This is a genomic window from Lactobacillus leichmannii, from assembly GCF_024701915.1.
Taxonomy (GTDB): Bacteria; Bacillota; Bacilli; order Lactobacillales; family Lactobacillaceae; genus Lactobacillus; species Lactobacillus delbrueckii.
In genome coordinates this window covers 1-23,605 of the sequence record NZ_QOCY01000053.1, presented here as the reverse complement: position 1 = coordinate 23,605, position 23,605 = coordinate 1, and the positions used below count along the sequence as shown (strand labels likewise).

Sequence of the window (23,605 nt, the reverse complement as noted above, 5' to 3'; positions counted from 1 at the left end):
ATATGTCTAAATTATAGCAAAAATTGACTAATCGTCAATAGACTGGACAGATTTTTTAAAAAGTTTTTTTGGGCTAAGGCCCAGAAAGCGCATTATCCGGTATAATAGAGTTGATGAGGTGATCTATATGACTGAAAATAAAGCAGAAAACAAGCAAACAGAAAAAACTGAAAAGATGGAAGTCAACATTATCATTATTTCCGACTCAGCTGGGGAAACGGCCTTTAACAACGCCCAGGCGGCTGCCGTCCAGTTCCCTGACGCCGAAGTCAACTACCGCCGCTATCCTTTCATTGTTAACGAAAAGAAGCTGGCCGCTACCCTGGAAGAAATCGAGCAGTATCCTAACCTGGTCATCGTCTACAGCATGCTGGATGAGAAGCTGCAATTGCCGATCATCAAGTTTGCCCGAGAACACAAGGCTAGGTACATCGACATTTTGTCTCCGATCATTGAGGCTATCAGCCAGACGACCCATATGAAGCCGACCGGCCTGGTTGGGGCTAACCACCAATTGACCAACAAGTACTTCAACCGGATCTCCGCCATGGAATTCGCGGTTATGTACGACGACGGCAAGGATCCGCGGGGCTTTTTGGAAGCAGACGTTGTCTTGTTAGGTGTCTCCCGGACTTCCAAGACTCCCCTTTCCTTGCTTTTGGCTAACAAGGGGCTTAAGGTGGCCAACTTGCCGCTAGTACCGCAGACCCACATACCAAAGGAAATCTACCAAATTGACCCGAAGAAGATCATTGGTTTGACAACCGATCCGCAAGTGCTCAACCGCATCCGCCGGCAAAGAATGATCAGCTACGGGATGGACCCCGACACTGCCTACTCCAACATGGACTCCATCAATGCCGAACTGGACAGTGCCATGGCCTTATACAAGAAGCTGGGCTGCTTCGTGATCAACGTGGCTGAACGGTCAATCGAAGAAACCGCGGCTTTGATTATGAACCACCTGGGTTACGAAGAAGATTAATCAAATAATTGTGTAAAAAAACGCGCTACTTACAACAAACGTAAGCGCGCGTTTTTCTTTTACTTCAGCGGACTTTCATCCACTCTGAAGACTTCTCCAGAAACTGGATCAACTAAAATGAAATATTCCTTCTTGCCGTTCTCGCGCAAGCTGTCAGTTACGCTGAAGACGTAAAAATACTCTGACCGCTTGTCTGGACTGGTCTTAGTCATCAGCAGCTTGACATTGTGGTGTCCATGCTGTTTAGCGTAAGTAGTGGCGATCTCAGTCGCCAAATCCAAGCCTATATATTTTGGTTGATAGCGGCTATTGTCCCTTTCATCTGGCATCTATTTCACCACCTCACTTAACCTTCATAACACAAATATAATTTGTTTTTTAATATTTCTCAATAGCTAAACGACTTTTTGTTCTCTAAATCTGCCATAAACTTTCTGGACTTCCGTGACACTCATGAAGACAAAGGGGTCACATTTTTCTACTGTGGTCCGGATGTCGTAGAGGTCGTAAGTGTCGATAATGGTTAAAAGTACGGTCTTTTCAGTATGCCCGTAGGCCCCTTCCACGTCGTGGAAGATAGTGATCCCGCGGTGCATCTTTTCTTGAATCCCTTCGATGATAGCATTGGGATGTTCAGTAACAATCATTACCTGCAGCTTGTTGTGCTGAGTGTAGACTGAGTCGATGAAGCGGCCGTTGATGAAAATGTTCAAGGCCGTGTAGAGGGCTCTGGACCAGTCAAAGAGAAAACCGGCGATCAAAACGATAATCAAGTTGATCAAGATATTGAACTTGCCGTAGTTAATACCAGTTTTCTTCCTGACCACGATTCCTAAGATGTCCAAACCACCTGTAGAGATCCCACTCTTCAAAGCCATACCAGTGCCAATCCCGTTGACTGCTGCCCCGAAAATGGCGCAGAGGATTGGGTCCAGGCTAACTTGGGTCGGTTGGATGAAACGCATCATGATCGTGGACATAGTAACCGCGAAGATGGTGTAGGCGGTAAACTCACGGCCGATCTTGAACCAAGCTAGGATAAAGAGGGGTACGTTCAAAGCAAAGTACATCACTTCTGTTGGGATGGTAAATGGCATGTAGCGGCTGGTCACAGTGTTGACGATCTGCGCGAAGCCGGTGATCCCGGAAGAATAGATGTGGCCGGGATGCCAGAAGAAGTTCAGGGCTACGGCAACCATAACTGAGTATAGAATTGCCGTCCCGATTTTTACCAAAAAGCCGTAATTGCGTGAAAATCGATTTAAATCAAACAGCTTCATTTTTCTGCTTTCCTTTCCGTTGTAACAGGATCAGCAGCTATTGGCTACTGGCCTTGCCCCGCCTATATAAGAAGACAAAGCGATGAATATCCTTATTTATGATACAGCTTTTTCATAAATCATTGGGGCTTTCCCAACAATTTTTGTAAGTACCCAATAGCAGAGTATATTAAAATCCCATCCTAGCAATGCTAAGATGGGATTAATCAGTTTATGGGACTTTTACTTACAGTGGAGCTGAACATTCTCAGCCCATGGTAAATAGGCTTCCAGATGCTGAATGACAGCTCATTGGGCAGCTTGTCTAGAAGATAGTTGATGTATTTGAATTGATCCAAGCCATTTTGCTTGGCGGTTTCGAGTATGCTCATAATGATTGCCATGGATTTGGCGCCTGTACTACTCTGTGAAAAGAGCCAGTTCTTGCGTCCCATGACGATCTCTTTGACTGCTCGTTCTGCTCTGTTGTTGGATAATTCAAGGCGACTATCTTTTAGAGCGTTCATGAACTTGTCCATGTGCTTCATGCAATACTTGAAGGCTGTCCCCAGCTTACCGGAAGGCACCACGTAGATTGATCCCTTGATTAGCCACCAAAGTCGCGTCGGACTCTATAGCCTTGTCTTTAGGCAAGATATTGATCACAATGAAGGTATCCGCTGAAGCCTGCCAGGAAATCCCATGCTTCGGCGCCTTTTCGTGATCCATAGTGATACAGGACAATCGGCTTCTCGGCATGCTTGCCTGACAAGAAGGTCCAGACGTAGTCTTTAGCTCTTTCACTGTCTAAGACTCGATATGGCGTCTCATCTGCGTGAATTACATCCTGCTTTAGCAGCTCTTTTCTCAAGAGTTCGTAAAGGCTGGAGAGGTAGTACTCGCAGACCTTGATATGCCAATTAAAGACCGTATTGTGATCAAGCGGAAGGCCCATACGCCGTAAGTCTTTCTCTTGCCGGTAGGCAGGAACCTTGAGAACGTACTTCTGATAGATAGTATTTGAGATCAAAGAAGCTGAGCCAAGACTGTTGGTTAACGGAGCCTTAGGTACAGGTGCTTTAATAATCTTGTCAGCTGGTGCCTCATCACTGCAGTGCTAGCACTTGTAAGAGTGCTGAATATGATCGATTCTCTTAACTTGGGCTGGCAGTCTGGACAAGTAAGATCATCCAAACGATGATGAACCTCCTCGCCCGGCAGAGAATCTAAGATGTCTTGCTTTTTACCGACTTGCTTGCGTCTCTTATAGGTAACTTAAACTTCCCACTTACAAAAGTGGGAAGTTTAAGTTAATAAAAATTATTATTCTGCTTCCACAAACTTGGTAATCCGCTTGAGAGCCTCTTTTAAGACTTCATCGCTGGAAGCGTAGGACATGCGGACATAGCCGGCCCCGCCAGCCCCAAAGTAGCTGCCCGGGATCACGCCGACTCTGGCATCCTTGGCCAGGGACTTGGCAAAGCCAACGTCGTCGCCCTGGTACTTTTCAGGAATCTTGGCAAAGATGTAGAAGGCCCCGCGCGGCAAAGCCATGTCAAAGCCCAGCTTCTTCAAGCCCTCTTCCATGAAGTTGACCCGGCGCTGGTAGATATCTCTGAATTCCTTCGGGTCATCCAGACCGTTGGTCAAGGCTTCAATGGCCGCAGCTTGCACGTTGTTGGTCACGACCGTGATCATGAAGTCGTTCATCTTGCGGACGCTGGCCATGATTTCAGCTGGCCCGCAGATATAGCCCAGCCGCCAGCCAGTCATGGCGTGGGACTTGGACAGACCGGAAATAAAGATGGTTCTGTCTGGAATGTAAGTAGCCAAAGAGTAGTGCTTGGCATCTCCGTAGATCAGTTCGGAGTAGATTTCATCACTGATCGCGTACATGTGGTGCTTCTTGATAACTTCAGCCAGGCCTTCGATAACTTCCTTAGGGTAGGTTACCCCGGTCGGGTTGGTCGGGTCGTTCAGCATAACAGCCTTAACCCCCTTGCCTTCCCGTTCAATGACTTCTTCCAGCTTTTCCGGGGTCAAAATAAAGCCGGTGTCTGAAGTGTCGACTTCAACTGGAGTAGCCCCAGTCAAGCAGACCAGCTGCATGTACATGGACCAGACTGGAGTAGGCACGATCACCTTGTCGCCATCGTTCAAAAGGGCGGACAAGCTGCAGTTCAAGGCTTCGGTTGCCCCGACCGTGACGGTGATTTCACTCGCCGGGTCATAGTCAACCCCGGTCACGCCCTTAACGTACTTGCTGATGGCCTGGAGCAGTTCCGGCTTGCCTGACTGCGGGCCGTAGTGGCTGTCATTGTTTTCAATGTCCCGGATGGCTGCCTGCTTGATGTGTTCCGGGGTATTTAAGTCCGGTTCACCCAGGGTCAGCTTGACAACATCATCGAACTGGGAAACATACTTGTCAAAACGGCGGATATCTGAAGGAACCACGGCGTCGAGCTTGTGGTTGATAATCGGCAGTAAATCTTGCGCTAATTTTGGCATTGGAAAAAACCTCTTAATTCAAATCAAAAAGAACAGCAACTTAACATTTAAGCCTATTTTAGCATAGTTTGTTAAGGAAAGCGGCAGATATAGCTAACTTTGTCCATTTTTCCTCAAATTAAAAATTATTTTCTTAATTCTATACCAGGCAAAAGTTTATTTTGTTAAAAATGTCCCGGGATTATTTTTGATATTTTAAGTCGTTGGCAATCAAATCGTCATAGCTTTCCCGCTTGATCACCAGCTGGTCAACCCCGTCCTCGGCAAAAACCACGGCCGGACGCGGATTGCGGTTGTAGTTTGAGGCCATGGAATAGCCATAGGCGCCAGTACTTAAGAGGGCAACTACGTCACCTGGTTCGGTTTTTGGTAAAGGACAAGACTTGATCAAGATATCCCCGCTTTCGCAGTACTTGCCGACCAGGTTAACCCTTTCTTCATCTTCTGCCTGAGGGCGGTCAGCAACAACGGCTGAATATTCTGCCTGGTAAAGAGCTGGGCGGATATTGTCCCCCATCCCCCCGTCAAGGGCGACATAGCTCGGGTAGCCAGGCAGGTCCTTTCTTGAGCCGACAGTATAAAGGCTAAAGCCCGCAGGGCCGACGATCGACCGGCCTGGTTCAATCCAGATGGCCGGCAATTTCAAATTGTTTTCCTGACACTTGCTTTTGACTTCTTTAACAATGGCCCGGACGAATTCTTCAGCCGGAAGCGGCTGGTCCTGGTCAGTATAGTGGATGCCAAAGCCGCCCCCCACATTCAAGATGTCCGTTTCATAGCCGTATTTCTCTTTCCAGGCACTAGCCAGCTGGCAGAGCTTGTCTGCGCAGCCCACGAAGCCCCGGACGTCAAAAATTTGCGAGCCAATGTGGGCGTGAATGCCGGCCATCTTCATCCGCGGATTGGCCAGGACCAGTTCCAGGGCCCGGTCAGCCTGGCCGCTTTCCATATCAAAGCCAAACTTGGAGTCCACCTGGCCAGTCTGGATATATTCGTTGGTGTGGGCGCTGATGCCGGGGGTAACCCGGAGCATGACCTTGCTGCTTGCGTCTTTTTCTTCCAAAATCTGGCTGAGCAAGTCAATTTCATGGAAGTTGTCCAAAATAATGACCCCGACTCCCTGGTCAACAGCCATTTCCAGTTCTGCCCGGCTCTTGTTGTTGCCGTGGAAACTCACCTTGTCCATAGGAAAGCCCGCCTTCATGGCCGTCCAGAGTTCCCCGCCAGAGACGACGTCGGTGTGGCCGCCTTCTTCATTGATGACCTGGTAAATGGCCAGGCAGGAAAAGGCCTTTGAAGCATAGCTGACTTCATAGTCTACCCCTTCTTCTTCAAAGACCCGCTTAAAGGCCCGGATTGCCTGGCGGATTTTCCCCACGTCAAAAACCTGCAGGGGGGTCTGGTACTTGGCCGCCAGTTCCAGGGCATCTACCCCGGCAATCTGCAGGTGGCCGGCTTGATTGACATCGCTTGCTTTAATTAATCCGTTCACGCTTTTACCTCAGCTTTTTTTCTAAAAAGTTTAATCAACCTAACTAATAAGTTTAGCCTTCTCCACCTGCCTGGTCAAGGCAGACAAGCTGAGAAAAGAAAAGGGCAAGAAAGATAGAAAAAACAAAAAAGACACCCGACTGGGTGTCTTCCTCACAATTGCGTTAGCTGGATTCGAACCAGCGCATGACGGTACCAAAAACCGTTGCCTTACCACTTGGCTATAACGCAATCTTCAATTCAACCAAGGGACGGCTCCTCGCATCCCCCGACCAAGTAATATCATACTTAGCTTTTTAACTCTTGGCAAGCCTTTTTTTACAAAAAATTTGCCTTAGCCAAGATTCACTTTAAAAAGATTAACCATTAACCAGCTTTTTGACCTTTTTCTCAGCCTTCAAGGCTTCAAAATAAGCCCGTTCTTCTTTCACGTTGCCCAAGGCAATCGTTCCCCGCTTCTGGTTGATGCTCAAGTCATCGATAATCGCATCGACCAGCTCCCAGAAATAGGGACTGACAGCGGCTAAGTCATCGCTCTCCCCTACGCAGAGGTGGGCTGCCTGGCTCATCAAGAGCCAGGCTCGGCCGGCTTCTTTCTGCATCTTCTGGTGGCCCTTCTCCAGGGTCTGCCGGGAACTGAGTTCCAGGCGCTGAGCCTGCTTTTGAAAGTCTTCTTCACATTCTTCTTCCACTGCCAGGGCAAAAACGATCACTTCGCCCAGGGCCCGGCTGGCAAAAGCAAAGTAGCCTTCCCCACCCTTTTCCCGGCTGGCCACTAAAGCTGCCCGCAGCTGATTCAAAAGGGGGGCAAAGTCCGTCGCCGGGTCGAGCTGGCTGCTGGAAAGGCTGGCGTAAAAGGCCGCCTGCTGGTCCCCTTCTTCTGCTAAGGCCAGATACAGCTGCCTGGCCTGCTTGAAGCGCTTGGCCCGGTAGGCCTGCTTGGCTTCAGCATAAATCTCCGCCTGGTCGGCAAGGTCAAATTGCCGGCGCAACTGGTCAGCTGAATAGGCTGCCCCACAGGTCTGGCAGACAAAACGGCTGCCTTCTTTTAACAAATCTCTTTGCCCGCAAAGCTCACACTTGATTTTTCTCATTGGCTATTTCCCCATGTTGACTTAATTTATCGGCGACTTGTAACCGCTTACCAGTCGATATTATAGCAAAGGTTTGTGAAAAATACAGATTAAAAAACAAAAAATCAAGACCCATTTTGGTCTTGATTTAAAGAATGATGTTAATAAACTCAGTTGCTCTGCGTGCTTTCTGCTCCCGGGGCAACCTCAATCATGAATTCTGAACTGGTCCAGGTCGACTTGTCCGGGTATGTGACCTTAATCTGGGTCTTGTAGCTGCCGGCCTTGGCAAAGTCTGGCACCGTCAGGCGAAGTTGGCAATCAAGCTGGAAGCCGCGATTGCCTTGCCCACTTGGGTTTTAGCGGCTAATAAGACAGGGGTGTAGCGGGATGAGTCAGCAGGATTATTGACAGTTACCGTCAAAAAGGCGCTGGTCTCCTTGCTCTTCTTAGGCAGGCTGGAGAGGTTAGTTACCGTTAGTTACCAGCTGGCTTGGTGACAGTTTCTGCCCTAAAGTTACCTGCCCTGGACGGACCTTGACCTGGTAGCGGGCCTTGTCAGTCTGCCGCTTAACCGTGACCTTAACAAATCTTGTCACTTCCCAGCTCTTATCCGGGTAAGTTACTTTGACAGCAAGCAGGTAAGTCCCAGCCTGCTTGGTGTTGATCTTTTGCGAGAGCTGGTGCCCTTCTTCGGCAGAGCCTTGGCGTTTTTAATTAAGGACTTGGCTGTTAATTTCGCCCCATAAGCGACGATCTGGCCCTTGTCTTTCTGCCGCTTGACCGTCACTTTAACCTGCCGGGTGTATTCCTGGCTCTTGTCTGGGTAGGTGACCAAAACGGCCGCGTAGTAGCTCCCGGCCCGCTTGAAGTTTGGCACTCGGGCAAAGCGGAAACTGGTCTTCTTAGGCAGTTTTGCCCGGTTGGTGATCAGGCGCTTGGACTTCTTGCTCTTCTTATTAGCTTTTTATGCTTTTTGACCGTCTTCTTCGCCTTCCAGGTATGTTCATAAACGCTGACGGTTACTTCCTGGCTGGTCTCCATTGAATTGTCCGGATAAAGCAGGCGGATCCAGGTCTTATATGTCCCCGCCTTGGCGAAATTGGGCTCGGGCACGAATTCATAAACCGTATTAGCCGGCAGGCTTTTAGCATTCTTGACCAGCTCCTGGGCAATCCGGTATTCGCCTTCCCGTACCTAAAAGTTTCTAACTTCTGGATTATATTCATCTGCCTGGCTGGCTTGGCTTTCCTAGCCGGCCAAAAGGCAAAGGGACATAAGGGCAGCGGCCGTTAGGACGCTATATAGCTTCGTCATTTTTTATTCCTCCAAAACATAATTCAAACACTTTTTTGCAAGCACATACTTTATAAGTTAATTATAGTCCAAATCGTTTTTTGTGTCCGCTTTCAGAATTTTTGGCCAGCTTTTTCCCATAAAAAAGCTGCCAGAATCTGGCAGCTCATGCAAAAAATTATCTTTACTTTCTAACTCTTATTTGCTCTGGACCTTGCTGTGGAAGGACATGCGGAAGCTGGCTTCGAAGTCTTCCCCGCTTGCCAGCCGGTTCATCCCCTTCTTATCTTCCAGGTCCCCGTCAGTATCGGTAAGGTCAGCGATCCCCCACCATGGTTCGATACAGACGTAATCAGCCGTCTTTGGGTACTGGGACCAGATGCCCACGTAAGGAGCTGAATCAGTTCTGACATTGATGTGGAAGCGGCTGGTTTCCGTCTTGATGGAGAACTTGTTGTCCGGGTGCCGCATCACCAGCACCATGGCATCATCCTTAAAGAGATCGTCAGTGATCGTGATCAAGGATTCAGTTGGGGCCAGGAACCGCTTTTCCCAGTTGAGCAGGCCGCCTTCCAGCGGCACCTGCACCCGGGGCTTAGCCGGGTTGACCTGCAGGTAGAAGTCATCCTTCTTGACCCCGTCTTCAACCGGCAAGGCAAAGCCCGGGTGGCCGCCGACACCGAAGATCATGTCCCCTTCACCCTTGTTAGTGACGTGGAAGCTTTCCTTGATCATGTTGTTCAAAAGCTCATAGCTGACCCGGAATTCAAACTTGAAGGGGTAGACAGCTCTGGTTTCTTCTGTGTCGGTCAAAAGGAAGGTCAGCTTTTCCTTAGTCTGCTCTTCCAGGGCAAATTCCATGTTGCGGGCAAAGCCGTGCTGTCCCATGTGGTAGGTCTGGCCCTGGTAGCTGTATTCATCATTCTTCAGCTTGCCCACGATCGGGAACAAGACTGGAGCATGCCGGCCCCAGACTTCCGGGTCAGCCTGCCAGATGTATTCATTGCCGATGTGCTTGCCAATGACGCTCTGCAGCTCTGCCCCGCGGCTTGATACCGTAACCTTCAGAATCTCGTTTTCGATAGTATAATCCATTATTTGCCCCTTGATACTCTTATTTTTTCTAAACTCAATCGCATTTTTACACTAATTCAGGAACAATTTGCCAAAAATCCCCCCTTTACAGGATGAACTTGGTCAGGTCCTTGTTCTTGACGATATCGCTCAATTTCTGTTCGACATAGGCCTGGGTGATGGTGATTTGCCCCATTTCCATGTCCGGCCCTTCATAGAGAACTTCTTCCAGCAGCTTCTCCAAGATCGTAGCCAGGCGGCGGGCACCTATATTGTCCGTCCCCTGGTTGACTTCAAAGGCAATTTCAGCAATCTTGTCGACTGCTTCAGCTGTGAAAGACCAGGTCAACCCCGTCAGCCTTCAGCAAGGCAATGTACTGCTTTAAGAGGGAGTTTTGCGGGTCCTTCAAGATTCTGACGAAGTCATCCTTGGTCAAGGCGTCCAGCTCAACTCTGATCGGGAACCGGCCCTGCAGTTCCGGAATGAGGTCGCTCGGCTTGCTTTCAGCAAAGGCCCCGGCCGCAATAAAGAGGATATGGTCGGTTGAAAGCGGACCGTACTTAGTGCTTACGGTTGAGCCTTCAACGATCGGCAGGATGTCTCTTTGAACCCCTTCTCTTGAGACGCCGGCGGAGTTGCGCTTATCAGCCGCGGTAATCTTGTCGATTTCGTCGATGAAGATGATCCCGCTCTGCCCGGCCCGGTCCATGGCCTTTTGGTAGATGTCGTCATAGTTGACCAGCTTCTTTTCTTCTTCTTGGACCAAAAGCTTTCTGGCCTGGCTGACCGGCAGGGTCCGCTTGACTTTCTTCTTAGGAAGCATGTCACCCAGCATGCTGGACATGTCCATCCCCATCTGCCCCATCATGTCGCCCATTGGGTTGGCCTTTGGAGCTTGTTCAACTTCGATGGTGACTTCTTCGTTTTCCAAAAGCCCCCGGTCCAGCTTTTCAGCCACGCTGAGTCTTTGGTTTCTGATCTCGTCAGTAACTTCTTCTGTTTCTTCCGACATCCCGCCGCCAGCCAGCAGGCTCTGAATCATTTCCTGCATCTGCTGCATCTGGTTTTGCCGGTTGTTGCGCTTAACGCCTGGCACCAGCAGGCGGACCAGGGTCTTGTTGGCCTGGCGGATGGCCTGGCCTTCAACCTTGACAAATTCTTCTTTTTCCACGATCCGGACAGCTTCATTGGCCAGGTCCCGGACCATGGATTCAACATCCCGGCCCACGTAGCCGACTTCGGTAAACTTGGTAGCCTCAACCTTGACGAAAGGCGCGTCAACGATGTCAGCCAGGCGGCGGGCGATTTCCGTCTTCCCGACCCCGGTTGGCCCGGCCATCAAAATGTTCTTTGGCGTAATGTCCTTTTGCACGTCTTCTGGCAGCTGGGCCCGGCGGTAGCGGTTGTACAGGGCGATAGCCACGGACTTCTTGGCCTCATTCTGCCCGACGATGTACTTGTCCAGCAGGTCAACGATCTGCTTTGGCGTTTTCTCTCTCATCCCTATTTTTCCTCGATTTCATCCGTAACAATCTCGTGGTCGGTAAAAACATCGATGTCCGCAGCTATGTTGACTGCTTCCTTGGCGATTTCACTGGCCGTCATCCCGCTGGCATGCCGGAGCATCCCCACGGCCGCTGCCTGGGCATAGTAGCCGCCTGAGCCGATGGCCACCACGCTTTCGTCTGGTTCGAGCACTTCCCCGTTGCCGGAAATCAAGAGCAGGTCCTGGTCGTTAAAAGCAATAACCATGGCTTCCAATTTCTGCAAGGTCTGGTCTTTCCGCCAGGACTGGGCCATTTCCACGGCTGCCCGGCGTAAGTCGCCGCTGTAGCTTTCCAGCTTTCCTTCCAGCATTTCCTGCAGGCTGACGGCATCCGCCACCCCGCCGGCAAAGCCGATCACCACTTGGTCGTGGTAAATGCGGCGGATCTTCTTGGCCGTGGTCTTGGCGATGATGCTCTTGCCCAGGGTCACCTGGCCGTCGCCGGCAATCGCCGTCTGGCCATTGTATTTTACTGAACAAATCGTTGTCATTTTCTTCCTCCGTTTGTTTGCTTTTCTATTGATCGCGTTATTTAAAAATCTTGCTAAAAAGCGGAAATGATTGCTGCTTTCCAAACATTTTCATAATAACACTTTTCCTCATTTTCGGGGAAAATGCTGGCGATATTCCGCCGTAAGATGCTGCATGCTGACATGAGTATAGATCTGGGTCGTAGACAAGTCCTCATGGCCCAAGAGCTCCTGCACGCTCCTGAGGTCTGCCCCGTTGTTGAGCATGGCGGTGGCGAAGCTATGGCGGAGTTCATGGGGGTGGGCACCAGCCGTCAAGCCTGCTTTTTGAAAAATTTGCTGGACGGCTTTGGCAATCCCCCGGCTGGAAATTGGCCTACCGAGCTTGTTTAAAAAGACTGCCTCGGTATCTGGCTCATTTTTCAATAAACTTGGCCGGGCTACCTGCAGATATTCCTCCAAGTACTTTTTGCTCTCTTGGTCAAAAAAGACATAACGGTCCTTATTGCCCTTGCCGTGCACCAAAATCATGCCGTTTTCCAGGTCAAGCTGCTTAATTTTCAAGTCAGTCAGTTCGCTCAGCCGCATCCCGGTCGCGTAAAAAAGCGCCACAATTGCCCGGTTGCGGACTGTTAACGGTTTGCCATCGTTTAGCGAGCGGATGACCTGGCCGACTTCATCTTGGTAGAAAAATTCCGGCAGCTTTTTCTTCCCTCGCCTAAGCTGAATGGCCACGGTCGGGTCAGCTTTGACCAAACCCCGCCTGGTCAAAAGTCGGTAAAAAGACTTAAGGCTGGATAATTTTCGGGATAAAGTGCTGGATGCCAGCTTTTGCCCGGTTGCCAGCAGGTAAATTTCCAGGTCCCGGCGGGATATTTGATCCCAGCCTGGAAAGCCCCCGTTTTCCTGCCAGAATTTCTTAGCTGCTGCCAGGTCCTTTTGGTAGGCCAGGACGGTTTTGGGGCTGTAAGAGCGCTCATTTTTCAAGTAGGAAAGAAACTGCTCTTCAAGGGTCATTAGTCAGCCAGCTTCTCTGCCTTAAAGGCGGCCAGGTCGGCTAGGCCCCGTTCACTGATCTTTTCGTGGCGCTCGCGCTTGTTTCTGATCTTCTTGCCCTCCAGGCCCGGAATCAAGGCAAAGCTGGCGTTCATTGGCTGAAAGTGCTTGGCATCAGTGGTCGTAATGTAGTGAGCCATAGAGCCAAGGGCAGTGGTTACCGGGAATTCAACCGTCTCTTGCCCCAGGGCTTCTCTAGCCGCGTTAATCCCGGCGACCAGGCCGCTGCCGGCACTTTCCACGTAGCCTTCCACCCCGGTCATCTGGCCGGCAAAGAAGAGGCCTGGCCGCTTTTTAGCTTCATAGCTGGCCTTTAAAACTTCCGGGCTGGCCATGTAGGTGTTCCGGTGCATCTTGCCGTAGCGGACGAAGCGGGCGTTTTCCAGGCCAGGGATCATTTGGAAGACCCGCTTTTGTTCCCCGTACTTGAGGTGGGTCTGGAAGCCCACGATATTGTACATGGAGGCAGCAGCGTTGTCCTGGCGGAGCTGAACGACAGCGTAAGGAGTCTTGCCGTCCTTCGGGTTCTCCAGGCCGACTGGCTTTAAAGGACCAAAGAGCATGGTCTTGGCCCCCCGGGCCGCCATGACTTCGATCGGCATGCAGCCTTCAAAGACCTCGCTGTTTTCAAAGCCGTGCATTTCAGCAGTTTCCGCGTGAACCAGGGCATTGGCAAAGCGGTCGTATTCTTCCTTGGTCATCGGGCAGTTGAGGTAGGCGGCTTCGCCCCGGTCATAACGACTCTTCTTGTAAACGATGTCCATGTCAATGGAGTCAGCCGCGATGATTGGAGCGGCCGCGTCAAAGAAGTGGAGGCTTTCGGTGCCTTCAAAGTCCTGGATCTTTTCTGCCAGGCTATCGCTGGTCAAAGGACCGGTCGCGATAACGGTGATGCCTTCACTTGGCAGGTCAGTGATTTCTTCATCGTGAATGGTCACTTCCGGCAGGCTGGTCAATTTGTCGGTCACATACTTGGAGAAAAGCTCCCGGTCAACGGCTAACGCCCCGCCGGCTGGAACCTGGCAGGCATCAGCGGCTTGCATGATCAAGGAGTCCATCTGCCGCATTTCTTCTTTCAAGAGGCCAACAGCGTTTGAAAGCTGGTTGGACCGCATGGAGTTGGTGCAGACTAATTCCGCAAAATTGCCGCTTTCATGGGCCGGAGTCATTTTCTTTGGCCGCATTTCGTACAAGTCAACCTTGATCCCTCTTTTGGCCAGCTGCCATGCTGCTTCGCTGCCGGCCAACCCGGCGCCAATTACCGTAACTTTTTCTGTCATTTGATTCAATCCTTCGCTTAAAAATTATTTACTTACCATTTTACCGAAAAAGCTTCTCCCTGCCTAATCGCACGCTCTGAGCAAAAAATGCCACCAAGGGCCTTGGTGACATCTTTGCTTTAACTTTCAACTTATTCGACTGCTTCGTCTTGTTCTTCTCTTGGCTCTTCCTTGTAGTCGCCATTCGGGCAGAGGACGACCATGCCGTCCTTGCGCTTCTTTTCGACCAGGAAGTGGCCGTCGTGCGGGCAGACCCGGCTGATCGGCTTGTCCCAGGAAACAAAGTCACAGTCTGGATAGCGGGAACAGCCATAGAATTTCCGGCCCCGCTTGGACTTCTTTTCCAGAACTTCGCCTTCCCCGCACTTCGGACAAGTCACGCCGACCTTCTTGACGATGGTCTGGGTGTGGCGGCAGTCCGGGAAACGGGAACAGCCGTAGAACTTGCCGTAGCGGCCCATCTTGACCAGCATCGGGGCCCCGCAGACTTCACAATCAAAGCCAGCTGGCTGGTCCTTGATCTGGATCTTCTGGATCTCGCTGTCGGCTTTCTCCAGTTCTTTGGAGAATGGCTTGTAGTACTGGTCAACCACACTGACCCAGTCTTTCTTGCCTTCTTCGACTTCATCGAGTTCATCTTCCAGCTTGGCCGTGTAGTCAACGCTGGTGATGTCCGGGAAGAACTGCTCAACCAAGCCGTCGACGATTTCCCCCAGTTCAGTTGGCACGATTGCCCGCCCTTCCAGCTTGACATAATTCCGGGACTGGATGTTCTGGATGGTCGGCGCGTAAGTTGACGGCCGGCCAACCCCATTTTCTTCCAGAGCCCGGACCAGGCTGGCTTCAGTATAGCGGGCCGGCGGCTGGGTGAAGTGCTGCTTGTTGTCTGACTTGGTCAGCTTGACCTCGTCGCCCTCTTCCAGGGCTGGCAGGGCCACGTTCTTTTCACTCCGGTTGTCATAAACCTTGGTGTAGCCGGCAAACTTCATAACTGACCCGCTGGCTCTGAAGGTCACCCCATTTTGGGTCAAGTCATAGCGGACCGTGTCAAAGACGGCCGGAGTCATTTCACTAGCCAGAAAACGGCTCCAAATTAAGGTGTAAAGGCGGAGCTCATCCTTGGTCAAAACCTTTTCCAGGGACTTCGGTGTCCGGTAGACACTGGTCGGCCGGACAGCTTCGTGGGCATCCTGAGCGTCGCCTTGATTCTTGAAGTGGCGCTCCTTCTTGACCGCGAAGTCGCTACCGTATTCCTCAACGATGAACTGAGCTGCTTCCTGGCGGGCAACTGGTGAGATCCGCTTGGAGTCAGTCCTCATGTAGGTGATCAAACCGACCGTGCCTTCCTTGCCCAGGCTGATCCCTTCATACAGGTGCTGGGCAATGTTCATGGTCTTTGAAGTCCGGAAGTTCAGCCGCCGGTTGGCTTCCTGCTGCATGGTGGAAGTGGTAAACGGCGCGGCTGGCTGCCGGCGGACTTCTCTTTTAACTACCTTACTGACCGTAAACGGCTGCTTCTTGTCAAACTTAGCCAGCAGCTTCTGGACGGCCTCGTTATTTGGCAATTCCGTCTTTTTGCCTTCTTCGCCGTAAAAGCTAGCCTGGAACTTGTCCTTGCCCTTGGCAAATTCAGCGTCAATCGTCCAGTATTCAACCGGCTTGAAGGCCTTAATTTCCTTTTCCCGATCGATAACCAGCTTCAAGGCAACTGACTGCACCCGGCCGGCTGACAGCCCCTTCTTGACCTTGGACCAGAGAATCGGCGACAAAGAGTAGCCGACCAAGCGGTCCAAGACCCGGCGGGCCTGCTGAGCGTTGACCATGTCCATATCGATGGTCCGGGAGTGGTTGAAGGCATCCTTGACCGCGTCCTTGGTAACTTCGTTAAAGGTTACCCGGTTGGCTTCTTTTTCGTCCAGGCCTAAAACGTGGGCCACGTGCCAGGCAATAGCTTCCCCTTCCCGGTCGGGGTCGGAAGCCAGGTAGACTTTGTTCGCCTTCTTGGCTTCAGCCTTCAGTTCCTTGATGGTGTCACCCTTCCCCCGGATGGAGATGTATTTTGGCTGGTAGTCGTGTTCAATGTCGACCCCCATCTGGGACTTGGGCAAGTCCCGGATGTGCCCTTTAGAGGCGATTACGTGGTACTTCCGGCCCAGGTACTTCTCGATAGTGTGGGCCTTGGCTGGAGATTCCACGATAACCAGGTCTTTTTTCACCTTGCTCTTTTTCCGCTTCGGGCTGCCCTTCTTGGCAGCCGCGGTCTTTTTACTGCTCTTGCTTTTATCTTCTTTTGCTGTAGCAGGCATCAAATGCCCCTTTCACTAAATTCGAAATTAAATCTTCTTCAATATAGAAATAATTTCCGGAATTGTCAACCAAAAGAAAATTAACTTAAGGGAGCAGACAGGCAATTTTTGCAAGAATTTAATCTTTCACAGGTCAATTTCCTTGTCGATAACCGGGGTTGCCCCGGCTGAAATCAGCTGGTTGGTGCCGGCCGACAAGGGGCTGGTGATTGCACCCGGGACGGCAAATACGTTCCGGTTTTCCTGCAGGGCCAAATTGGCCGTAATCAACGAACCGGAATGGGCTTTGGCTTCAGTCACGATCACGTTCTTGCAAATCCCGGCCAAAATCCGGTTGCGCTCTGGAAAGCGGAAGGGCCTTGGCGGCGTGTCGGGCAGGTATTCGCTAAGCAGGAGACCCCGGGCGGCAATTTGCTGCTGCAAGAGCGTATTTTCCCGGGGGTAAAAATAGTTCAGGCCATTAGCCACAACCGCGATGGTCTTGCCGCCAAAATTCAAGGCATTCTGGTGGGCCAGGGCATCAACGCCCTTAGCCAGGCCACTGGCGATCACCTGTTTTTTCTTTAGCAAAACCGGCATGAGGTTCTCAATCACCTTGCCGGAATATTGACTTGGCGTTCTTGACCCCACGATCACCGTCACCTCTTTTTCCAAAAGGGACAAGTCCCCCTTGGCAAAAAGCAAAATCGGCGGCCGATAAATTTCTCTTAACCGTACTGGATAAGCATCGTCAAAGAAACTAATTATTTTGAAATTCCTTTGCAAGTTTTCAATGGCACTTTCGTAGCGGTCACTTAAAAAGGCCCGCTCCACCCGGTAGAGGATTTCATCAGGCAGTTCCAGGCAGTTCAGCCATTCATGGTCTACGTCCTCATCCGGGGGCATCTGCTGCATGACCTGCAATATTTTGAGATAGCTGAGGCCCTTCTGCAGCTTCAGGCGCAGTAAGAATTCGGTTTTATTCATTTTTTCCCTCCACTTACTATTACGCCAAAAAGCGGGAATTTTCCTTTTTCTCAAAATTTTTCTTTTTTGACCAAAAAGAAAAAGACCGATCTAGTCAGCCTTTTTAAGTCCAACCATCTCGCTCACCGGACTGAAGGTCAGGCGGTGAATCGGCGTTGGGCCGTATTTTCTTAATGCTTCCAGGTGGTCCTTGGTTCCATAGCCGGCATTATGGTCAAAGGCATAGTCTGGATAAAGACGGGCGTAATCGTCCATCAAAGAGTCTCTGAAAACCTTGGCCACAATTGAGGCCGCGGCAATCGAGTTAGACTTAGCATCCCCCTTGATCAATTCTAGCTGGGGCAAGTCCACCGGCACCTTCATGGCATCGACCAGCAAAGCATCTGGCCTGGTGCTCAAAGCTTCCACGGCCTGCTTCATGGCCAGGCGGTCAGCCTCGTAAATATTGATCTGGTCAATCACTTTGTTGTCCATGACCCCGACGCCGACAGCAACAGCCTCTTGCAGGATCTTGGGATACAGGACCAGGCGCTTTTGCGGACTCAGTTTCTTTGAGTCATTGACTTCCAGTAAGGAAAAATCTTCCGGCAAAATGACGGCAGCTGCTACAACCGGGCCAGCCAAAGGACCCCGGCCGACTTCATCGACTCCGGCTACGAGCTGCCCTTTAGCCCAAAAATCCTTCTCGTAACTGAAGCGGCCCAAGAATTCTTCCTTTTGCTTAGCCAGCTTTTCCTGCCGGCGCTGGTAGCTGACCAGCAGCTTCTGGACCCCCTTGCGGTCGTCTTTGGCTAATTCCGCCAGAATAGCTGGATCGATAGAATCTGCTTGCAGCAGGTCTTTAATTTCATTAATTTTCATTATTCGCGCTTGGCCGGTCCAGGCTGATCCTGCCTAGCTTGCCCTTTCTTAACCGCTGCAGCATGAAGAGGGAGAAACGGTCATAGTCGTCCCGCATCCCGTTGTTTTGAGTCATGGCCAAAAGCAGGTCAGTGTCGCCGATATTTTCCAGCTTGTCCTTAGTGCAGTTGGCGAACTTGGCCAGATAAGCCGGGTAGTACTGCCGCAGCTGCCGGATGACAAAAAGGGCAACGTCGTCAGCGTGGAAAATCGTGTCCTTGATGGCCCCAAAAGCAGCCAGCTTGTAGCCTACGTCCTGGTCTTCAAACTTTGGCCAGAGAATCCCCGGCGTGTCCAGGATCTGGATGCCATATGGGGCCTTCAGCCAGGCCTGGCCCTTGGTTACCCCCGGCCGGTCCCCGGTCATGGTGACATTGCGGCCAACCAGGCGGTTGATGATAGTGGACTTGCCGCAGTTAGGCACGCCAACTAGGCAGACGCGGATGATCGGGTTGGAGGCCCCTCTCTCTTCCAGCTTCTTGACCTTTTCACTGGCTGCCTTCTTGATCAAGGTGATCAAGGCCTGCATATTAGTGTTGTGCTGGGCTTCCATTGCCATGACCAAGGTGCGCGGGCCCTGCAATTTCTTTTGCCAGAGCTTGGTCATCACCGGGTCAGCCAGGTCGGTCTTGTTTAAAATGATCAGGTGGGGCTTGTCGCCGACCAGTTCACTGATCATCGGGTTTCTGGAAGCGCTGGGAATCCGGGCGTCCAAAACTTCAATAACAACGTCAATTAAGTTTAATTTTTCTTCCAGCTGATTCCTAGCCTTGTTCATGTGGCCTGGATACCATTGAATTTTAGTCATTTTTCCTCCCAAAAACAGCAGAAAAGGAAGCCGGGGCTCCCTTTCGTGCTTGTCACTGAATCCTAAAAATTATCCTAGTGTAATGTCATACTGACATTTAAAACATGCGCAATCAGAACTATAGCTGCTGATATAGAGCCGCATGCGTAGTATCCGTGTCAGCATTATTAAGATATCATCATGACACTACACTAGTACTGCATTTTCTCTTCATAAACCTGGTAAGCATCGTCAAAAATCGTCATGCTGGGCAGGTAAGCGGCATTTTCCTCCAGATATTCTGACAGCCTGGTCCGGTCCTGTTCCTGTCTGGGAAAGGTCGAGTCAAACTGGGCGTTGTTGGCAAACTGGGCCAGGTCGCCATTTGAATCCGGATCGCGCAAAGTCATCAAAAACTGGTAAAAACTTTGTCGGTAGGCCATATATTACTCCGTATAAAACATGACCGCGTAGGCCTCATGGCCGGCGTGGGTGATGATGATCGGGCTGGTTTCCTGGACCAGGATCTCCAGGTCCGGGTTGACTTCCTTGAAGCGCTGGGCGAGCTCTTCCATCTTGTCTCTGGTGTCGACATAGGAGATGCCGACATACTTGACCTTGTCGCCCAGTTCTTTCAACTGGTCGACAAGCATGTCGTCAAACTTCTTGATGAATTTCTTCCCCCGGCCCCGGTAAGGGACATTCAAGCTGCCCTCTTTCATGGTTAGGCCGACGTGGAAGTTCAAAGCTGAAACCACCCGGCCGGCCCACTTGCCCAAACGGCCGCCGGCTAAAATGTTCTGCAGGTTGGGCACCATCATTTCCAGGTACATATTCTTGCCGATCTGATCCAGGTGAGCCAGGATTTCATCCATTTCCTTGCCCGCTTCCGCGTCCTTGGCCGCCTCAATGCAGTAGTAGCCTTGAGAGCGGTCAGTATAGCCGCAGTCGATGACCGTGATCTTGCCGGCTACCATTTCAGCGGCCTGGCGGGCGGAATCAACCGTCCCCGACAGGGTCTTGGCCATGAAAATCCCCAGGACTTCACTGCCGTCAGCCGTCAGTTCCTCCATTCTCTCCACGAACAGGCCGACCGGGGGCTGGCTGGTCTTGGGCAGCTTCTCTGCCTCATCCATCTTTTGGATAAAGTCGGCCCGGGTAATGTCAACGCCATCCGTGTAGGTATGTCCGTCGATTGTCACCGACAGGGGCACCACCGTAATACCGTATTTTTCAATTTCTTCCGGACTCAGCTGTACTGAGGAATCCGTCATGATCTTGATCTTAGACAATTTAACTGACCTCAATTTACAAATTATCCTATCAGCTTCTCAGTTGTGATAGAATTAGACTTAATACTGTGATAGAATTAGACTTAATACAGACTTTAGTATAGCAAATTTTCGGCTAAAAATTATAATTAATTGATCAAAACTGAAAGGGACTTTATATGGCTTTCAATCCTTGGCAGCCGGTCGAAGACCGGCCCAAATCTTACTATATTATTGACAATGTTCTCTCAGCCGTCGTGCACGGGATCGGCTTCGGCCTCTCAATCGCCGGTCTGGTTATTTTAGTGGTCCGGGCCGCCCACAGCCACAGCGCCCTCAGAGTGACAACTTTTGCCATCTACGGGGCTTGCATGATCCTGCTTTACCTCTTCTCGACCCTCTACCACAGCCTGGTCTTTACCAAGGCGAACAAGGTCTTCCAGATCTTCGACCACTCTTCAATCTTTATCGCGATTGCCGGCTCTTATACCCCTTATACCTTGGTCACGATCGGCGGGGCTAAAGGCTGGGTCATGTTCGGCATCATCTGGGCCCTGACGGTCTTTGGGATCCTCTATTATATCTTCAACCAGCGCAAGCACGTTATCGGCGACACCATCCTTTATATCGCCATGGGCTGGATGGTGATCCTGGCCGGCAGCCATCTTTATTTCAGCCTGGGGCCGACCGGCTTCTGGCTTTTAGTCTCAGGCGGGATTGCCTACACCTTTGGCTGCCTCTTCTTCTCTATGCGGGGCCTGCCATATAGCCACGTCATCTGGCACTTCTTCGTTTTGCTGGGCTCCATCTTGATTTTCTTTTCAGTTTTATTTTATGTATAAAAAAGGCGCTGGTGACCAGCGCTTTTTAGATTGCCAAAAATTCCGCGATTGCCGCCTGGCTGTTCTCTACCTGGCCGCTGACCACGCCCTCAAGGGCTTTGCGCAAAAGCTGGCCCAGTTCCGGTGAAGGCTTAATCCCCTCCTTGATCAGCCACTGGCCGTCAATGGCCAGCTCCCCTGCCGCCTTGATTGGCAGACGGTTATAGCGGTCTAACAGGGCCTGGCTGGATAGAGGCTTGCCCAAAAGCCCCGCTAGCTTTAAAGCCGCCTCCAGGTTCTCCTGGCCGATTTCAAAGAGGTCAAAATCGCTCTCTTCCCCCCGGCTCAAGAGGTCAAAGGCGGCCACGATCTGTCTGACTTGCTGGTTCATTGCATTGGAGTTCTTCCAGGCCCGCATGAAAGGCGAAATCTTGTCAGCCGGCAGGTTGATTAAAACGGCGATCAAGCTCCAAAAGACTGCTTCGTCATCCGGACCAGCCTTAAGGTCAGTGAAGACAGAGAGCTGGTCCTTTTTCCCAGCCAGACCCGGGCATTCCTCGCTTAAGCCGGTGGCCAAAAAGTCCTTAAAAGCCTGCCGGCTGTCCTTGCCCAGGGCCAGCTTGACAAATTCTTCCCTGATTCTTTCCACGGAAATCTTGCTTAAAAGCTCGTGATTGTTGATAATAGCCTGCCTGGTCTTTTCTTCCAGGCTGAAAGAGAGCTGGCTCATGAAGCGGACTGCTCGCATCATCCGCAAGGCATCCTCATGGAAACGGTCTTCAGCCACGCCAACAGCCTTGATCACCCGCCGCTTCAAGTCGCCTAAACCGTCGAAAAGGTCAATGATCTCCCCTTGCCGGTTCATGGCCAGGGCATTGATGGTAAAGTCCCGCCGCTTTAAGTCCTCGTCCAGGTTCTGCACGAAGGTGACCTTGTCTGGCCGGCGGAAGTCCTGGTAGCCGGATTCCGTTCTGAAAGTCGTGATCTCGTAGCTGGATCCCCCATAAAGGACGGTCACTGTCCCGTGCTGGATGCCAGTGTCGATACTTTTGGCAAAAGTCTCCTTGACTTCTTCCGGGTAGGCACTGGTCGCGATATCCACGTCATGAATCGGCCGCTCTAAGAGCAGGTCGCGGACGCAGCCGCCGACGAAGTAAGCTTCAAAGCCAGCTTCTTCCAACTTTTCCAGGACCGGCATGGCCTGGGTAAAAACTTCCGTTATACGAATATTAGTCATCTTTTTCTCCACCTCGACTTTTTTTTGCTAAAATTGATTACGCGTGGGAATAATTAAGAAAGGAATGTCGAAATGAACAAGCCAAAATTCAAATGGACCACTAGTGACACGATCAACATCCTGATGATTGCCCTGGGCTCGGCCATCTACGCCTTCAGCGTGGACATGGTGTCGATTCCCAACAAGCTGGCCGACGGGGGATTGTCGGGTTTCACCCTGATCATCCGCCACTTCTGGGGGGTCAACCCCGGTCTCAGCACCTTCATCATCAACATTCCCTTGATCTTTTTAGGCTTTAAATATATGGGCAAGCGGGCCATGATTTATACCGTCTGGGGAACCCTTTGCCTGTCCTTCTTCTTAAGCATGTGGACCCTGCAGTCTATTATAGACCAAGTTCCCCTCCATCACGACCCCTTCCTGGCTACTGTCACGGCCGGCTGCTTGTCGGGGCTGGGACTAGGACTGGTCTTCCACTTTAACGGGACCACCGGGGGCAGCGATATTGCCGCCCGGGTCTTGCAGGAAAAATATGGGATCACGCCCAGCAAGGGCCTTCTGGCCCTGGACTTCTTAGCCCTGGCCTGCTCCCTGTCTTACCTGGACTTCTTCCATGTCGGCTACACCATGGTCTCCTGCTTCATTTTATCCAAAGTCATGGCCTTGGTTACTGAAGGCGGGACCCGGGCCAAGGGGGTCTTTATCATTTCCCAGAATTACCGGAATATCGCCAAGCTGATTGACCTGCGCTTAGAGCGGGGCTTCACCTACATTAACGCTGAGGGCGGCTATTCCAACGAACCCCGCCACATGATCTACCTGGTCCTGTCACCAAGAGAAATCCCAGAATTAAAGAAAATCGTCAAGCAAGAAGACCCGCATGCCTTCATCATCTTCTTTGACGTCAACGAAGCTTTGGGCGAAGGCTTCAGCTACAAGACCAAGTCGCCAAGCTTATTTATCAGAAAGTAAAAGGAGTCACCAGCGTGACTCCTTTTTTCTTGCCTTAATCTTGCTTAATCCTGAGAGCCGCGTCCCGCAGCTTCTTGCTAAAGACAGGCGCCAGGTGCTGCAGGAGGCTGACCGGATTAATTTCGCCCTTGTCATAGACATTAGTCAGAAGCAAATAGGCTTGGATCTCACCAAAGTCATTCTTAACCGGAACCAGCAGAATGCGGTCAATATCATTCTTGGCGCAGAAATCCCGAATTCAAAAACATATCCAATGCTATTCAGGTGAATAGCATTAAACACATTCTTGTCCTCTAGCCGAAGCTG

General features: G+C 51.1%; 21 protein-coding genes, 1 tRNA gene and 4 pseudogenes. 3 read left to right on the top strand and 23 right to left on the bottom strand.

The annotated features are described in order from the left end of the window. The first annotated feature begins 127 nt into the window (after positions 1-127). Positions 128-985, top strand: a complete 858-nt coding sequence (locus tag DS743_RS08055) for a pyruvate, water dikinase regulatory protein (protein WP_025895362.1) — start codon at positions 128-130, stop codon at positions 983-985. A 59-nt stretch (positions 986-1,044) separates the two neighbouring features. Here the strand turns inward: DS743_RS08055 and DS743_RS08050 are convergent, their stop codons facing one another. From DS743_RS08050 to fakB, 22 genes and pseudogenes are all read right to left on the bottom strand, one after another. Then, positions 1,045-1,314 carry a PepSY domain-containing protein gene (locus DS743_RS08050; protein ID WP_013439694.1) on the bottom strand — a complete coding sequence of 90 codons (270 nt, stop codon included), beginning with the start codon at positions 1,312-1,314 and terminating at the stop codon, positions 1,045-1,047. A 66-nt stretch (positions 1,315-1,380) separates the two neighbouring features. Beyond that, positions 1,381-2,265, bottom strand: coding sequence for a YitT family protein (locus tag DS743_RS08045; protein WP_035184581.1), 885 nt, complete (start codon positions 2,263-2,265; stop codon positions 1,381-1,383). Positions 2,266-2,487: 222 nt separating this feature from the next. Continuing rightward, positions 2,488-3,519, bottom strand: a pseudogene (locus DS743_RS08040) (IS66 family transposase); the annotation flags it as partial. A 48-nt stretch (positions 3,520-3,567) separates the two neighbouring features. Next, a complete protein-coding gene (locus DS743_RS08035; RefSeq protein ID WP_035184583.1) occupies positions 3,568-4,752 on the bottom strand; it encodes an aminotransferase class I/II-fold pyridoxal phosphate-dependent enzyme in 1,185 nt (394 codons plus the stop codon). Positions 4,753-4,933: 181 nt separating this feature from the next. Beyond that, on the bottom strand, positions 4,934-6,244 hold the full coding sequence (lysA, locus tag DS743_RS08030) for a diaminopimelate decarboxylase (RefSeq protein WP_035184584.1): 1,311 nt from the start codon (positions 6,242-6,244) through the stop codon (positions 4,934-4,936). Between the two features lie 158 nt (positions 6,245-6,402). Further along, positions 6,403-6,474 (bottom strand) — tRNA-Gln (locus DS743_RS08025). A 128-nt stretch (positions 6,475-6,602) separates the two neighbouring features. Beyond that, on the bottom strand, positions 6,603-7,337 hold the full coding sequence (locus DS743_RS08020; protein WP_013439698.1) for a hypothetical protein: 735 nt from the start codon (positions 7,335-7,337) through the stop codon (positions 6,603-6,605). 149 nt (positions 7,338-7,486) lie between these two features. Further along, positions 7,487-7,618: a hypothetical protein gene (locus tag DS743_RS08015; RefSeq protein ID WP_016396522.1), complete on the bottom strand. Its 132-nt coding sequence runs from the start codon at positions 7,616-7,618 to the stop codon at positions 7,487-7,489. Positions 7,619-7,783: 165 nt separating this feature from the next. Further along, positions 7,784-7,915: a hypothetical protein gene (locus DS743_RS08010; protein ID WP_003615345.1), complete on the bottom strand. Its 132-nt coding sequence runs from the start codon at positions 7,913-7,915 to the stop codon at positions 7,784-7,786. 233 nt (positions 7,916-8,148) lie between these two features. Next, positions 8,149-8,247 (bottom strand): annotated as a pseudogene (locus DS743_RS09250) (hypothetical protein); the annotation flags it as partial. After that, positions 8,247-8,498, bottom strand: a pseudogene (locus DS743_RS08000) (Rib/alpha-like domain-containing protein); the annotation flags it as partial. The pseudogenes DS743_RS08000 and DS743_RS09250, both read right to left, overlap by 1 nt. A gap of 312 nt (positions 8,499-8,810) precedes the next feature. Continuing rightward, a complete protein-coding gene (locus DS743_RS07995; protein ID WP_003613145.1) occupies positions 8,811-9,707 on the bottom strand; it encodes an aldose 1-epimerase family protein in 897 nt (298 codons plus the stop codon). An 85-nt stretch (positions 9,708-9,792) separates the two neighbouring features. Beyond that, positions 9,793-11,188 (bottom strand): annotated as a pseudogene (gene hslU, locus DS743_RS07990) (ATP-dependent protease ATPase subunit HslU). Positions 11,189-11,190: 2 nt separating this feature from the next. Beyond that, positions 11,191-11,724 (bottom strand): ATP-dependent protease subunit HslV, encoded by a 534-nt coding sequence (gene hslV / locus DS743_RS07985; protein WP_013439704.1) that lies wholly within the window; start codon positions 11,722-11,724, stop codon positions 11,191-11,193. Between the two features lie 108 nt (positions 11,725-11,832). Then, positions 11,833-12,720, bottom strand: coding sequence for a tyrosine recombinase XerC (xerC, locus tag DS743_RS07980; protein WP_035184589.1), 888 nt, complete (start codon positions 12,718-12,720; stop codon positions 11,833-11,835). Beyond that, entirely contained in the window at positions 12,720-14,039 is a 1,320-nt protein-coding gene (gene trmFO / locus DS743_RS07975) for a methylenetetrahydrofolate--tRNA-(uracil(54)-C(5))-methyltransferase (FADH(2)-oxidizing) TrmFO (RefSeq protein WP_003615349.1), read from the bottom strand. The genes xerC and trmFO overlap by 1 nt, the downstream gene beginning before the upstream one ends. 131 nt (positions 14,040-14,170) lie before the next feature. Continuing rightward, the gene (topA, locus tag DS743_RS07970; protein ID WP_035184592.1) at positions 14,171-16,345 is read right to left on the bottom strand and encodes a type I DNA topoisomerase; all 2,175 of its coding nucleotides are present in this window, start codon (positions 16,343-16,345) and stop codon (positions 14,171-14,173) included. Between the two features lie 126 nt (positions 16,346-16,471). After that, a complete protein-coding gene (dprA, locus tag DS743_RS07965; protein WP_003613722.1) occupies positions 16,472-17,311 on the bottom strand; it encodes a DNA-processing protein DprA in 840 nt (279 codons plus the stop codon). A 90-nt stretch (positions 17,312-17,401) separates the two neighbouring features. After that, a complete protein-coding gene (gene rnhB / locus DS743_RS07960) occupies positions 17,402-18,172 on the bottom strand; it encodes a ribonuclease HII (protein ID WP_035184593.1) in 771 nt (256 codons plus the stop codon). Then, positions 18,162-19,019, bottom strand: coding sequence for a ribosome biogenesis GTPase YlqF (gene ylqF / locus DS743_RS07955; RefSeq protein WP_141372473.1), 858 nt, complete (start codon positions 19,017-19,019; stop codon positions 18,162-18,164). Before ylqF ends, rnhB begins: the two co-directional genes overlap by 11 nt. A 191-nt stretch (positions 19,020-19,210) precedes the next feature. Then, positions 19,211-19,441 carry a YozE family protein gene (locus DS743_RS07950; protein WP_013439708.1) on the bottom strand — a complete coding sequence of 77 codons (231 nt, stop codon included), beginning with the start codon at positions 19,439-19,441 and terminating at the stop codon, positions 19,211-19,213. Positions 19,442-19,444: 3 nt separating this feature from the next. Then, the gene (gene fakB / locus DS743_RS07945) at positions 19,445-20,290 is read right to left on the bottom strand and encodes a DegV family protein (RefSeq protein WP_011543974.1); all 846 of its coding nucleotides are present in this window, start codon (positions 20,288-20,290) and stop codon (positions 19,445-19,447) included. Between the two features lie 158 nt (positions 20,291-20,448). Here fakB and trhA point away from each other — a divergent pair, with 158 nt between their 5' ends. Further along, positions 20,449-21,111 (top strand): PAQR family membrane homeostasis protein TrhA, encoded by a 663-nt coding sequence (trhA, locus tag DS743_RS07940; RefSeq protein WP_035184597.1) that lies wholly within the window; start codon positions 20,449-20,451, stop codon positions 21,109-21,111. Positions 21,112-21,136: 25 nt separating this feature from the next. Here the strand turns inward: trhA and DS743_RS07935 are convergent, their stop codons facing one another. Next, positions 21,137-22,327: a CCA tRNA nucleotidyltransferase gene (locus tag DS743_RS07935; protein WP_035184599.1), complete on the bottom strand. Its 1,191-nt coding sequence runs from the start codon at positions 22,325-22,327 to the stop codon at positions 21,137-21,139. Positions 22,328-22,399: 72 nt separating this feature from the next. Between DS743_RS07935 and DS743_RS07930 the strand changes: the two genes are divergently transcribed. Then, positions 22,400-23,299 carry a YitT family protein gene (locus DS743_RS07930; protein WP_003615364.1) on the top strand — a complete coding sequence of 300 codons (900 nt, stop codon included), beginning with the start codon at positions 22,400-22,402 and terminating at the stop codon, positions 23,297-23,299. The last annotated feature ends 306 nt before the right edge of the window (positions 23,300-23,605 follow it).